9 protein-coding genes are annotated in these 13,872 nt (G+C 66.5%); 5 read left to right on the top strand and 4 right to left on the bottom strand.

Annotated features, from left to right (window positions below):
* The first annotated feature begins 133 nt into the window (after positions 1 to 133).
* The 3 genes from U5A52_RS07600 (at position 134) to U5A52_RS07590 (ending at position 4,062) form a co-directional block, all read left to right on the top strand.
* Positions 134 to 1,648 (top strand): sensor domain-containing diguanylate cyclase, encoded by a 1,515-nt coding sequence (locus U5A52_RS07600; RefSeq protein ID WP_321934399.1) that lies wholly within the window; start codon positions 134 to 136, stop codon positions 1,646 to 1,648.
* A 91-nt stretch (positions 1,649 to 1,739) separates the two neighbouring features.
* Entirely contained in the window at positions 1,740 to 2,363 is a 624-nt protein-coding gene (locus U5A52_RS07595; protein ID WP_321934398.1) for a DUF2239 family protein, read from the top strand.
* 394 nt (positions 2,364 to 2,757) lie between these two features.
* Positions 2,758 to 4,062, top strand: coding sequence for a solute carrier family 23 protein (locus U5A52_RS07590; RefSeq protein WP_321907472.1), 1,305 nt, complete (start codon positions 2,758 to 2,760; stop codon positions 4,060 to 4,062).
* 75 nt (positions 4,063 to 4,137) lie between these two features.
* Here U5A52_RS07590 and U5A52_RS07585 read toward each other — a convergent pair whose 3' ends face one another.
* Positions 4,138 to 5,805, bottom strand: a complete 1,668-nt coding sequence (locus tag U5A52_RS07585; RefSeq protein ID WP_321907473.1) for a Na+/H+ antiporter — start codon at positions 5,803 to 5,805, stop codon at positions 4,138 to 4,140.
* 545 nt (positions 5,806 to 6,350) lie between these two features.
* Here U5A52_RS07585 and U5A52_RS07580 point away from each other — a divergent pair.
* Together U5A52_RS07580 and U5A52_RS07575 are read left to right on the top strand one after the other, a co-directional pair.
* On the top strand, positions 6,351 to 7,616 hold the full coding sequence (locus U5A52_RS07580) for an EAL domain-containing protein (RefSeq protein ID WP_321907476.1): 1,266 nt from the start codon (positions 6,351 to 6,353) through the stop codon (positions 7,614 to 7,616).
* A 48-nt stretch (positions 7,617 to 7,664) separates the two neighbouring features.
* Complete coding sequence (locus U5A52_RS07575; RefSeq protein WP_321934397.1) at positions 7,665 to 8,378, top strand: copper homeostasis protein CutC; 714 nt, start codon at positions 7,665 to 7,667, stop codon at positions 8,376 to 8,378.
* 63 nt (positions 8,379 to 8,441) lie between these two features.
* On the opposite strand, the gene U5A52_RS07570 is transcribed toward U5A52_RS07575, so the two are convergent.
* The 3 genes from U5A52_RS07570 to U5A52_RS07560 form a co-directional block, all read right to left on the bottom strand.
* Positions 8,442 to 12,047: an indolepyruvate ferredoxin oxidoreductase family protein gene (locus tag U5A52_RS07570; protein WP_321934396.1), complete on the bottom strand. Its 3,606-nt coding sequence runs from the start codon at positions 12,045 to 12,047 to the stop codon at positions 8,442 to 8,444.
* A gap of 213 nt (positions 12,048 to 12,260) precedes the next feature.
* Positions 12,261 to 13,199, bottom strand: a complete 939-nt coding sequence (locus U5A52_RS07565; protein ID WP_321907809.1) for an ion channel — start codon at positions 13,197 to 13,199, stop codon at positions 12,261 to 12,263.
* A 272-nt stretch (positions 13,200 to 13,471) separates the two neighbouring features.
* A complete protein-coding gene (locus U5A52_RS07560) occupies positions 13,472 to 13,717 on the bottom strand; it encodes a hypothetical protein (protein WP_042265602.1) in 246 nt (81 codons plus the stop codon).
* Positions 13,718 to 13,872 lie beyond the last annotated feature (155 nt).

The raw sequence follows: 13,872 nt of genomic DNA, 5'->3' as shown, positions 1-13,872 counted from the left end.
CAGCATGCGTCCGCCGGCCGTTGTACACTCGATTGCACCCCGGCGCGCGGGGCGCCGGACATCGTCCGCGGTCGGGCGCAGGCAAGCGCCTGGCAACCGGCGCCCGTGCAAGGCCAGCCCCCGAAGGCCCGAGATGATCATCCGCCGACCGAACGCCGTGCTTGCCATCGGCATTGCGCTCGCCGCAGTGCTGACGCTGGTCGCCGCGTGGGTCATGGCGCAAATGCGGCACGACGCGCTTGCGAGCGCCCGCGCTTCCGCCTCCAACATGGCACTGCTTTTCGAGCGCGACACCGCGCGCAATTTCGACGTCTACGACCTTTCGCTGCAAGCCGTCATCGACGCCATTGACGATCCGCGTCTCGCCGCGCTGCCCGCCGACATTCGCCAGAACGTGCTGTTCGACCGCTCGGCCACGGCAAAGAATCTCGGTGCGATCTTCGTCACCAACGCGGCGGGCGATGTGGTCTTCGATTCGCGCTCGGTGCCGCCGCGCGTGCTCAATGTGGCCGACCGCGACTATTTCATCGCGCAGCGCGACTCGCCGCACGCGGGACTCTTTCTGAGCCATCCGTTCATTCCACGCAACGGTCCCGCCAACGCGACGATCGGCATGAGCCGCCGTCTCTCGAACCCCGACGGCTCGTTCGCGGGCGTCGTGGTCGGCACGATGCGGCTCGATTATTTCCGGCACCTGTTCGGTGGCGTGAACATTGGCACGAACGGCACGGTGGCGCTCACGCTCGCAGACGGCACGCTGCTCATGCGCCGCCCGTACGATCCACAACTGATCGGCAAAAGCATTGCGGAATCCGAACTCTTCCAGCGTTTCCAGCGGTCGCAGGCTACCGGTTTTTTCTCGCTCGGCCCGATAGACGGCGTGCGGCGCTGGTTCGCGCTGCGACGCGTGGAAGGCTATCCGCTCGTGTTCAGCGTGGCGGTCGCGGCGGACGACATCTACCGCGAATGGCGCGTACGCGCCTGGATCATCGGCACGCTCACGGCAGTGCTGGACGTTTCGTTGATCGCGCTCGCGTTGATGTTCACGCGCCAGTTGCGCCAGCGTGGCGCGGTGGAGGCGGAGTTGCGCGTGCAGGCGGGCACCGATGCGCTCACGTCGCTCGCGAACCGGCGCGCCTTCGAAACCCGCGCGGACCACGAATGGGCGCGCGCACGCCGCTCGGGCAGCCCGCTCGCGCTCGTGCTGATCGATGTGGACCGCTTCAAGCGCTACAACGACCGCTACGGCCACCTGGCGGGCGACGACGCGCTCGCAGCCGTTGCGCATGCGCTCGGCGCGCACGCACGCCGCGCGGCGGACTGTGCTGCGCGCTACGGCGGCGAGGAGTTCGTGCTGTTGCTGCCCGAAACGGGCGAGGCCCAGGCGCTCGCGCTGGCCGAGAAGGTGCGCGCCGCGATCGAGGCGCTGGCGCTGCCGCACGCCGATAGCCCCAACGGCGTGCTGACCGTGAGCGTGGGCGTGGCGTGCACGACGCAAAGCGGGTTTGCAGACTGGCGCGCGCTGACCGACGCCGCCGACGCGGCGCTTTACACGGCCAAGCGTTCGGGCCGCAACCGCGTAGCGGCATGGCTGCCGGCAGCGACCAACGACGCGCGCGGCGCGGATCTCGAAGGCCGCACCGGCTGACCACGATCAAATTTTACCCGGATGATATTGCGCACCGTAATTTACCCGGGTAATATTCGCCCATCATTGGAAATCAAGAAGGAGAAAAACGATGGTGGTGGCGAACAGTTGCACGGCATTTGCGGGCACGCGTCTGATTGCGCGGGGCGCGCCGCTTCAGGTGGCGCTGGCGGTCAAGGCGGAACTCGAGCGTGAAGGCAACGAAAACGGCGCGGCGGTGCTGGTTTTCGACGACCGCGACGCGCGTCCGGTGGAGTTCGATCTGCGCGGCACGAAAAGAGAGATCGAGGCGCGACTCGTCGCGCAGGCAAGCAGCGAGCAGGCCGCAGCGGCGCTGAATGCTGTAGACGAAGAAGCACAGGAAGACGCCCCGCGCGGCCGCGGCCGCCCGAAGCTTGGCGTGGTCGCTCGCGAGGTGACGCTGCTGCCGCGTCATTGGGACTGGCTCGGCGCGCAGCCCGGCGGCGCCTCCGTGGTGTTGCGCCGACTCGTGGATTCGGCACGCCACGCGAGCGAGGCACGCGAACGCGTGCGCGCGGCCCAGGAAGCCGCGCATCGCTTCATGACCGCGCTGGCCGGCAATTTGCCAAACTATGAGGAGGCGTTGCGTGCGCTCTACGCGGGCGAGCGAAGCCGTTTCGAAGCGGCGAATGCACCCTGGCCGGAAGACGTGCGCGACTATGCGCGGGCGTTCGCGCAAGCCGCATTCGCTTGAACGCACGAACGGCCAAAGTGGGGCAAAGAGGAACTCAGATTGAGCGGGCAAAAAAAACCGCTCAAGCGGGGGAGCGAGAGCGGAGAAGTCGGAGAGTTTACAACTTACAACCTACAACCTCTGCATGAACTGTCATGGGGTCACGCAGCAACGAAAGTCTAGGTCTCGTATCCTGCCCCGAATATAGGAGGAGTCTGAAACTCCATTCGGCATTCACTTAAGACCTCGTATCGGCGAACGCCGGCATGGTTTCGGACGCCTGACATCCGGCTTGCCACGCGGATTGCGGCTCCGTACACTCCCGCCTGATCTGCATCAAGGGCGGCCATTGCTTCGAGGCGCCAACAATCAAAACCAGAACCAAAACCGCAAATCACGCCGACAAGAGGAACCCATGTCCGACTCCTATTTCCCCCGCTGGCGCGCGCAGACGGGTGACACCCGCGGTGTCGTCGCCCCCGACGAGCGCCTCGCCTGGCCGCAGATGTTCGCCATGGGCGTGCAGCACGTCGTCGCCATGTTCGGCTCGACCGTGCTCGCGCCGCTGCTCATGGGCTTCGACCCGAACCTCTGCATCTTCATGTCGGGTGTCGGCACGCTGCTGTTCTTCGTGGTGGTGGGCGGTCGCGTGCCGAGCTATCTCGGTTCGAGCTTCGCGTTCATCGGCCTCGTGATCGCCGTGACGGGCTACGGCGGGCAGGGAGCCAATCCCAACATTCCCGTGGCGCTCGGCGGCATCATCGCGTGCGGCGTGGTGTATACGCTGATCGGCCTGCTTGTTTCGGCCGTCGGCACCAAGTGGATCGAAACGCTCATGCCGCCCGTGGTGACTGGCGCGATCGTCTGCGTGATCGGGCTCAATCTCGCGCCCATCGCCGTGAAGGGCGTGAGCAGTTCGACCTTCGACTCGTGGATGGCGATCGTCACCGTGCTCTGCGTGGGCGGCGTGGCCGTGTTCACGCGCGGCATGCTGCAGCGCCTGCTGATTCTCGTTGGCCTGCTGATCGCTTATGTGATTTACGCGATCATCACGAACGGCATGGGCCTCGGCAAGCCGATCGACTTTTCGATCGTCGCAAATGCCGCCTGGTTCGGCATGCCGAAGTTCACCGCGCCCGTGTTCGACCCGCACGCCATGACGCTGCTCGTGCCGATCGCCGTGATTCTGGTGGCGGAAAACCTCGGCCACATCAAGGCCGTTTCCGCCATGACGGGCTACAACCTCGACCGCTACGTGGGCCGCGCGTTTATCGGCGACGGCCTCGCCACGATCGTTTCGGGCTTCGCGGGCGGCACGGGCGTGACGACCTACGCGGAAAACATCGGCGTGATGGCCGTGACGAAAATCTACTCGACGCTCGTGTTCGTGATCGCCGCGGTCATCGCGCTCGTGCTCGGCTTCTCGCCGAAGTTCGGCGCCGTCATTCAGACGATTCCGGGCCCGGTGCTCGGCGGCGTCTCGATCGTCGTGTTCGGTCTGATTGCCGTGACGGGCGCGCGCATCTGGGTCGTCAACAAGGTGGACTTCTCGGACAACCGCAACCTCATCGTCGCCGCCGTCACGCTCGTGCTCGGCGCGGGCGACTTTTCGCTCAAGCTCGGCGGCTTTGGCCTCGGCGGCATCGGCACCGCCACGTTCGGCGCGATCATTCTCTACGCTCTGCTGCGCCGCAAGCCGGCGCAGGAAGCGGCGGTCTAAGCTTCACCGCTATTCCCCGCTAATGCGGCGCCGGTCCTCGGCGCCGCGTTTTCCTCACTCTCATCAGGCTCGCGCTTAGCTGCGATTGCGTCCGCGCGTCGTCATCGCCGTTTCCGAGAGATCGACTTCGCGCATCAGCTTCGCCAGCGTTTCGTCGTTGATCTGCATCTGGTTGCGCAGCTTGAGCAGCGTCGCGCGTTCGGCGCGCATGCCCGCGAGGCGCATTTCCAGCTCCAGCGCGTCCGAGCGGCGCGCGTGCGCGCTGCGGTCGCGGTCGGCGTCGAGCGAGGCGAGGCGCCGGCGGTAAGTGTCCATCACACGCGCGGTCGTGTCGGCGGCGTAGGTGGCCTGCGATTCGTCGAGATCTTCGCTCACCTTTTCGTGCACCGCGTCCACGGCGCGGATGCCCGCCTGCGCCGCCTGGATGCGCGCCTGGCGCTCCTCGGCCGCGTGCGGCCCCTGCGCGCCGCGCCGCACGCCGCGCAGCAAGAGCGGCAGGCCGACGATCGCCACCAGCAGCGAAGCGAGGATCACGCCCGTCGCGATGAAAATGGCGCTGTCGCGCCCCGGCAGCGGGCTGCCGTTGGCAAGCGCCACGGGTAGCGAGAGCACGCCCGCGAGCGTGACTGCGCCGCGCACGCCCGCCACTGTGGTGATTGCCACCGTGCGCAAACCCGGCACCGCGTTCGCCACGCCGTGACGCGCCGCACCGCGGCTCGCCACCCAGCGCAGCAGCCATACCCAGCCAAAGCGCATGGCGTAGAGCGCCGCGAGCACGGCGGCGATATAGCCGATGAGGCGCAGCATCTGCACGTTGCTCGTGTGGTGCGCGTCGAGCAGCGCCTTGCCGAGAATGCCCGGGAACTGCAGGCCGAGCAGCGTGAACACCATGCCGTTGAAGACGAACTCGATCATCGACCACGTGCTCGTTGCGCGCACGCGCGTGGACACCGGTCCTTTGTGCGCGACGCTCGTGTAGTTCATCGTCATGCCGGCGGATACGGCCGCGAGCACGCCGGACACTTCGAGGTGCTCCGCGAACAGATACGCCGCGAACGGAATGAGCAAGGTCAGCACGACGCCGGGCGCGGGGTCGCCTTCTTCGGTCACGTTGAGAAAGCGCTCCGAAACGAAGCTGAAGAGCCAGCCGATCAGCGCCCCCAGCGCGAGACCGCCCGCCGCGATCAGCACGAAGCTCAGCGCCGCCGCGCGCAGCGAAAAATAGCCGGTGAGCGCGGCCGCCACGGCGAACTTGAGCGCGACGAGGCCCGAGGCGTCGTTCATCAGCGCTTCGCCTTCGAGAATGTGCATGAGCTGCGAGGGAATCCGGTCCTTGCCGGCAATGCCCGCGAGCGCCACGGCGTCGGTGGGCGAGAGCACGGCGGCGAGCGCGAAGGCGACGGGCAGCGAGATCTGCGGCACGAGCCAGTGCACGAAATAGCCTACGGCAACGACCGTCAGCAGCACGAGGCCGAGCGCGAGCATGAGAATCGCGCGGCGCTGCATGAAGAACTCGCGCTTGGGCATGCGCCAGCCGTCGGCGAACAGCAGCGGCGGAATGAACAGCGCCATGAAGATGTCGGGATCGAACGTGACGTGCGGATTCACGAGCGGAAACGTGAGCAGCGCGCCAATGCCGATCTGCACGAGCGGCAACGGCAGCTTGAGGGGCACGGTGCGCGCGATGACGCCGGACAGGGCGACAGCAAGCAGCAGAATGAGAACGGTGAAGAGGATGTCCATCGAAAAACTTGGCGGGGGCGAAACGGGACGAAAAACGGGACAAAAACGGGACGATGCGCAGGAGCGCCGAAGCGGGAAGCCGTGTTCTTCGTTCGCGCGCGGTACGGCACTGCGTTCTGGCGCGCATTACAGAGGGGCGGGCCGGTCGAGGGAGAGTGTAGCCTGACGCGTCTGTAAGCCGCCGCGAAGCGCGCAGAGTGTGTGCGTGGCGAGGCACACATCCAGCCTCCATTTGCCTGCGGCAAGGCGCCGGGAATGCGGCAATCTGTCCGCTGGAGCGCGTCACTACCGAAGCAAAGGCGCGTGGAAAGGCGCACGATATCGGTGCACCCCGCGATGCTTCGTACGGTGCATGGCGTGCCCAATCGCTGCGCACGCGACCGGCTAAAACGTATTTCGCGATGCGTGCCAGATCGCAGTGCGAGCGAGCACGGACCTTGCTTGATCCCTCCTGTGACGCAATGAAAAGCAGGCTACGGAGGAACGCGCAGACCGTGCAAAGGTTGTGCGGACGGCAGCGTCCTTCCTACGCGCTAGAGGATGGCATGATCACAGAGCAACAGGACAAAACGGCCGTGGCCCCTCACGGTTTCGATCTCAGCGTCACTTCGGGGCTGCAGCGCTACAGCGCACACCACGGCGACCTCACGCTCACGAGCGTGTTCCAGCCGGTGTTCAGCCTTTCGCACATGCGTGCGGTGGGCTACGAAGGGCTGCTGCGCGCGCACGATCCACTCGACCGCCCGGTTTCGCCGCTCGACGTGTTCGGCGACGCTGCGCGCGTGGGCGACGCGCTGCTGGTGGACCGGCTCGCCCAGGGGCTGCATCTGGAGAACTTCGCGCTGCTGGGCGCGGAGCGCGAGTGGCTTTTTCTCAACGTGCATCCGGGCACGCTGATCGAGGCGTATCACTCGGCGGCGCTGCTTGCGAACCTGCGGCGGCTGAACATCGCGCCGCGGCGTGTGGTGCTGGAAGTGCTCGAAGATGAAGGGACGGACCTCGAGGCCCTCGCGCAGGCCGTGGCGACGTTTCGCGAGCGCGGCTTTTTGGTGGCGCTCGACGACTTCGGCGCGGGCAACGTCGACATCGGCCGCGTGTGGCAGCTCAACCCCGACATCGTCAAGCTCGACCGCATCATGCTGATGCACGCGCAGCATCGCGCCGACATGGCCGCGACGCTGCCCGCGCTCGTGGCGCTGCTGCACGACGCGGGCAAGCTCGTGCTGATCGAAGGAGTGGAGACGGAGCACGAGGCGCAGCTCGCGCTCGCGTGCAACGCGGACTTCGTGCAGGGCTTTTTCTTCGCGCGGCCGGCGCCCGGGCTCACCGACGCCGCGCAGGTGCAAGGTGTGATCGCCGAAGCGACGGAGCGCTTTCGTCAGCAGACCGAAACGCGCGAGCGCGGCGAGACCAGTCGCCTCGCGCCCTACCTGCGGGCATTCGAGCGCGCGGCAGAACGCCTTTCGGACGGCGAGCCGATGGAAGAGGTGTGCTGGAATTTCCTCGCGCTCGATCACGCGGCGCGCTGCTATCTGCTCGATTCGAACGGCCGGCAGGCGGGTCGCAACGTCGTGCTGCGCGTCGATCGCGCGGAGCGCGACGCGCGCTTCTTGCCGCTGGAAGACGCACAAGGGGCGAGCTGGCTGCGCAGGCCATACTTTCGCAGCGCGCTCATCACACCAGGGCGCGTGCACGTGACCGGACCATACCTGTCGATCAACGAGGCGCTCCCGTGTCTGACGCTGTCGATGGCGGTGCAGGTGGGCGATCGCCTGTGCGTGCTGTGCGGCGATATCGACTGGTTCGAGTAGGCGTGCATCTGCGATCATGTCGTGTTCTTCACGACATGGCGCGCAAACATGCCAATCACACAACAGCGTGAACGGGTGGTGCTGGAAGTCATCGCGACCACGGTCGCCGACGCGCAAGCCGCCGCGCGCGGCGGCGCGGATCGTCTCGAACTCATTACCGCCATGGGCGAGGGCGGCCTCACGCCGAGCATCGGCATGATCGAAGCCGTGGTCGAGGCCGTGACGATTCCCGTGAACGTGATCGTGCGGCCGCACAGCCGCTCCTTCGTTTACGATTCGAACGATTACGAGGTGATGCTGCGCGACGTGCGTGGCGCGAAGCTCGTGGGCGCGCATGCGGTCGTGATCGGCATGCTTACGCCATCGCATGAAGTGGATCGCGACGGCTTGCAGCGCGCGATCGACGCCGCCGATGGCATGCCGCTCACGTTTCACCGCGCGTTCGACGAAGCGCGCGATCTGCAGGAAGCGTTCGACGTGCTGCTTGGTTTCGAAGCCGTGACGAACGTGCTCACCTCGGGCGGCAAGCCTTCGGTGCTCGATGCGCAGGCGCAGATCGAAACGCTCGTGCAGCGTGCGGCGCACACGCATTGCACGGTGCTCGCGGGCGCAGGACTTACGGTCGATCGCGTGGCGGATTTCGTGAGCGCGACGCGGGTGCGCGCGGTTCACTTCGGCTCCGGCGTGCGCGTTGACGGGAAGGGGCTCGCTCCTGTCGACGGAAACAAGGTGCGGCGCGTGCGGACGCTGCTCGACGTCTGATGAATAAAAAAACGCGCGCCATTCAGAAGATGAACGGCGCGCGCTTCCTGACTTCGCTTCGGCTTACTTCGCCACCACCACCGGGATGCCGCGCAACGCGCCCACGCCCTTGAACGAAGCGAGTGCTTCCTGCACAGCAGCGCTTGTCTTCACCTCGATGGCAAGGCGCGCAGCCAGTTCGCGCTCGCTGCGCTTCACCGCCGCGAGGTTCGCAAGCTTCACGTGCCCATAGCCACGCACACGCTGATGCAGGTTGGCGAGCTTGGCGATGTCGTCGGCGTTTTCGGCGGTGAGGCTGGCGAACGCACCGCGCAGCGTCGCCTCGTAGTCGCCGGCCAGTGCGCGCTCCATGCGGCGCTCCAGCGTCTTGCCGAACGGATCGAGCCACGTGCCGCGCACGCTGCGTCCCTTCTTCAGCAGCCCGAGCGCGCTCCACAGCCACTGGCCGAACTGCATCTTGCGCGGCGGCTGGCCGTTCTTCTCACGCGCGATGAGCGGCGGCGCGAGGTTGAACTTCACGGTGAAGTCGCTGCCCGCCGTGCCTTCGAACTGCGCTTCGAGCGCGGCGCGGAACGCCGGGTCGGTGTGCAGGCGCGCGACTTCGTATTCGTCCTTCACGGCGAGCAGCCGATAGAACGTGGTCGCGACGGCGCGAGCGAGCGTTTGCTCGGCGGTCTTGTCCGCGCTGCGAGCGGCATCGACCAGTGCGCGATAGCGCTTCACGTAGCTCGCGCCACCGTAGGCGAGCAGGCGCGTTTCGCGATCGGCGATCAGTTCGTCGAGCGTTTGCGTGAGCTTGCGCGCCGTGGCTTTGGCAGCCGCCGCGCGTTGCGTGTCGAGCGCTTCGAGCGCGGCCGGATCGGCGGCAGCCATGCGGCCGATGGAGAACGCGAACAGGTTCGCCTTCACGGCCACGTTGTTCAGCTCGATGGCGCGCGTGAGCGCCGCAAGCGATACCGGCACGAGGCCCAGTTGCCACGCAAAACCGAGCATCACGATGTTCGCGCCGATCGTGTCGCCGAGATAGCGCTGTGCGAGCGCCTGTGCATCGCACGCGGCAAGCGGATCTTGCGCGGGCGTTGCGCCGTTGGTCGCCGCGTGCCGCATCTTCGCGAGCAGCGCGTCGGCGTGCAGGTTCGCTTCGGGGTTCTGCACGAACGACGCATTCGGAATCTCATGCGTGTTCACGACAATGCGCGTGCGATCGTGACGCACCGTTTGCAGCGCGTCGGCGCTCGCGCCCACCACCATGTCGCAGGCGAGCAGCAGGTCGGCCTGCTGCGTGTCGATGCGCACCTGGTTGAGCAGCGCGTCGGTCGCCGCGAAGCGCACGAACGAGAGCACCGAGCCGCCTTTCTGCGCGAAGCCCATGAAGTCGAGCACCGAAGCGCTCTTGCCTTCCAGATGCGCGGCCATGCTGATGAGCGCGCCCACGGTCACGACACCCGTGCCGCCCACGCCCGTCACGAGAATGTCGTAGGGCGCGTTGTCCAGGTGCGTAGCCGGCATCGGCAGCGCATTGACGCGCGCAGTCAGCGCCTGCGGATCGAACGCGGCCCCCGCGGCCTTCTTGAGCTTGCCGCCCTCGATGGTCACGAAGCTCGGGCAGAAGCCGTTCACGCACGAATAGTCCTTGTTGCACGACGACTGGTCGATGCGGCGCTTGCGGCCCAGTTCCGTTTCCACCGGTTCGACCGAAAGACAGTTCGACTGCACGCCGCAGTCGCCGCAGCCTTCGCACACTTCCTCGTTGATGAAGAGGCGCTTGTCCGGGTCGGGGAATTCGCCTTTCTTGCGGCGGCGGCGCTTTTCAGCCGCGCACGTTTGATCGTAGATCAGCACGGTCACGCCCGGCGTTTCGCGCAGCTCGCGTTGCACGGTGTCCAGTTCGCTGCGGTGATGGAACGTCGTGCCCTTCGGGAACAGGCCGTGATGGCCGTCGTACTTCTCGGGCTCGTCGCTCACCACCACGAAGCGCGAGACGCCTTCGGCCTCCACCTGGCGCGCGATCTGCGGCACGGAGATGCTGCCGTCCACGGGCTGGCCGCCCGTCATCGCCACGGCGTCGTTGTAAAGGATCTTGTAGGTGATGTTGGTCTTCGCGGCTACGGCCTGGCGAATCGCGAGGATCCCTGAATGAAAGTAGGTGCCGTCGCCGAGATTCTGGAATACGTGCGGCATCTTCGTGAACATCGAATGCGCGGCCCAGTCCACGCCTTCGCCGCCCATCTGGATCAGGCCCGTGGTGTCGCGCTCCATCCACGAAGCCATGAAGTGGCAGCCAATGCCGGCCTGCGCGATCGAGCCTTCCGGCACCTTCGTCGACGTGTTGTGCGGGCAGCCCGAGCAGAAGTACGGTGTGCGGCGCACGGCATCGGCGGCGTTCGAGAGGATTTGCGGCGCGACGAGATCCACCACGCGCTCGCGGCGGTCGAGCGCCGGCCGGTGCTTCGCGAGCCACGCGGCGAACACCGGCAGGATGCGCGAGGGGCGCAGCTCGCCAAGCTCGGAGAGCAGCAGCGTGCCGTCCTCGGCGTGCTTGCCGATGACAGTAGGGCGCGCGCCTTCCTTGCGGTTGTACAGGTAGTCCTTGATCTGCTGCTCGATCACCGGGCCCTTTTCTTCGATCACGAGCACGTCGGTGAGGCCCGCGACGAACGCGTCGATACGCGACATTTCCAGCGGGAACGACAGGCCCACCTTGTAGACGCGCACGCCGGCTTTATCGAGATCCTCGATGGTGAGATCGAGGCGGCGCAGCGTTTCCATCAGGTCGAGGTGCGCCTTGCCGCAGGTGACGATGCCCACGTTCGCGTGCGGGCTCGGCGCGATCCACTTGTCGATGCTGTTCATGCGCGCGAAGTGGCGCACGGCGTCGAGCTTGGCGGCCAGACGCTGCTCGATGGCGAGGCTCGGCAGATCGGGCCAGCGGTTGTGCAGGCCGCCGGGCGGCGGCGTAAAACCTTCAGGTGCTTGCCAGTCGGTCTTGATGGCATCGAGATCGACGGTCGAGCCCGACTCCACCGTTTCCGAAATCGCCTTGTAGCCCACCCACGCGCCCGAGTAGCGCGAGAGCGCCCAGCCGTACAGGCCGAATTCGAGCATGTCCGCGATGTTCGACGGATTCACGACCGGCATATGCCACGACATCATCGCGAAGTCGCTCTGGTGCGGCATGGACGACGACACGCAGCCGTGATCGTCGCCGGCCACCACCAGCACGCCGCCATGCGGCGACGAGCCGTAGGCGTTGCCGTGCTTGAGCGCGTCGCCGGCGCGGTCCACGCCCGGGCCCTTGCCGTACCACATCGCGTACACGCCTTCGACGGTGCGCTCGGGGTCGGCTTCCACGCGCTGCGTGCCGAGCACGGCCGTGCCGCCCAGTTCCTCGTTGATGGCGGGCAGGAAGCGCACGTCGGCGGCTTCGAGCAGTTTCTTCGCCTTCCACGCCTGCTGGTCGACCATGCCGAGCGGCGAGCCGCGATAGCCGCTGATGAAGCCTGCCGTGTTCAGGCCATGCGCGCGGTCGAGCGCGCGCTGCATGAGCGGCAGACGGATCAACGCCTGCGTGCCGGTCAGGAAGATGCGGCCGCGCGTGGCGGTGAGGTTGTCGGTGAGCTTGTAATCGGCGAGAGGCGGCGTGTCGCCAAACGCGGGGCGCGCGGTCATTGGGGGAGTCTCCGTTTCTAGTGCATTCGCATGGCCCCGATCACAGAGCGGCGAAAGAGACTCTATTTTTTCTCGCCAATGACGGAAATTTTTTGCTAACTCTCCGGCGCTGCCGGTTATTCGCGCGAGAGCCTGCCCACGCCGGGCGAATTTGGAGAGAGATCTTCCCGGCCCCGGCGCGATCCCGTTTGCATCGGCCTTCGGGGAAGTCTGTCAGATCACGCGGGGCCCGAAGGCTCTCGCCCCGTCGAACGGCACGACATCGTGAAAGTGCGTGTAGTCCATCGTGCTCACGCCGTCCGCGTCGCTCATCAGGTCGACGTAGCGGTACTGCCAGCGGATCTGCCGGTCCGACCAGCTAAAGCGTGCCTGCATGGTCTGCGCGGTGGACTCGTCGGAGCCCTCGATCACGACATGGAGCGTGGCGTGCTGCTCGGCCAGCATCTCGGGCGTCGCGCCGTAAAGCGGGCTCGACTCGTCGATCACGTGCATGAGATTCCAGCCCAGTGTGAAGAGCGGATGCTGGTCGCGCACGAGCTTGAGGTCGTGAATGCGCCGCGCGCGAAAGCCGTCCGACGAGGTTTCGATGCGAATGAGCCGCAGCTTCGCCCCCGCTTCGGCGATCACGTTCTGACGCGCGTTGGCGGCGCGCACCATCAGCGTCATGCGGCCTTCGATGGGGTGCACCACCACCTGGCGCGCGAACATGATCTTCGCGCGCGGACGCGAGAAGCGCGCGAACACGAGACCCGTGGCCAAGGCGATGCCCGACATGCCGACGAAGATTTCAAGCGTGGCGACGATGTGCGCGTAGATCGTTTGCGGATGCATGTCGCCGTAGCCGACGGTCGCAAGCGTCTCCACGCTGAAGAAGAACGCGCCGAGAAAGCCCTTCGGGTACTGGTTGGCGATGGGCGCGGTGCCGAGCTGGTAGAGGCACGCGAACACGCCGTTCATGAACAGGAAGAGGGCCGCGAGCGAGGCGAAGAAGGTGGGCCAGCGCATGGTGAGCGCCGAGTGATAGAAGTCGCCCCAGGCCTGCGGCATGCCGTAGACGAGCACCTCGCGCGAGCCGACCATCAGTTTGCGCGGCGTGCCGCGCCGCGCTTTCTGCTTTGGTCCCGCAGGCGTTTCGGACGTGCAGGCGGCCATGTCCACACCCGGCGAATCCTGCGGCGCCGCCTCGGCTTGCTGGGCCGCTTCCTGGTTTGCGACGCGCTCCGGCGTTTCGGGCGTCATGGTGTTCCTGCGGTTCTGAATCGGGATAGGGAGCGTAGCCATGCCAAAGCGACGCGACAACGACGCGACACGTCAAGCGTACCGCAAGACGGTATGGGGGAAGCGATGCTGGGACGATGCGCTAGCGCCTCACGCCCGCAGCGCGGGCGGGAGTGAGCGTTAGTGGCGCGCGGCGCGCGTTGGGTTTACGGAAATCCGTGCGGCTTGGGAATGCCCGCGCCGTGTTCGATATCGGCGATAGCCTGGCGGCGTGCGGCGTCCACGGCTTGCGTGGGCGCGTCGAAGCCCGCGTTGCCGCCGACCGTGACCCACGGTTGCACGGCCTTGTCGCGATGCGTGATTTGATACTCGGCGTCCCAGCGAGCGCCCTGCAGTTCGAGCGGATGCACGTGGATGGCGTAGACGCCGTATAGAAAGAGCTGTTCGGACATGGCTAACCTCCTGTCGATCCGGAGTGAGCGCTTTAGCACTGACTCCGGTCCCATGCAGGGCTGTCGACCGCACACTACGCGGCCCCATGCAGAGCACCCCCGTCTCATCCAGCGCTGCCAGCCGTCCCTGGGCGGGCGCCGGCCTCAACGCGCGA

The sequence above is a fragment of the Paraburkholderia sp. J8-2 genome (genome assembly GCF_905220195.1).
In the GTDB taxonomy this organism is placed as follows: Bacteria; Pseudomonadota; Gammaproteobacteria; order Burkholderiales; family Burkholderiaceae; genus Paraburkholderia.
Note: the sequence above shows the minus strand (reverse complement) of the source record. Positions and strands in the feature narration are given on the sequence as shown.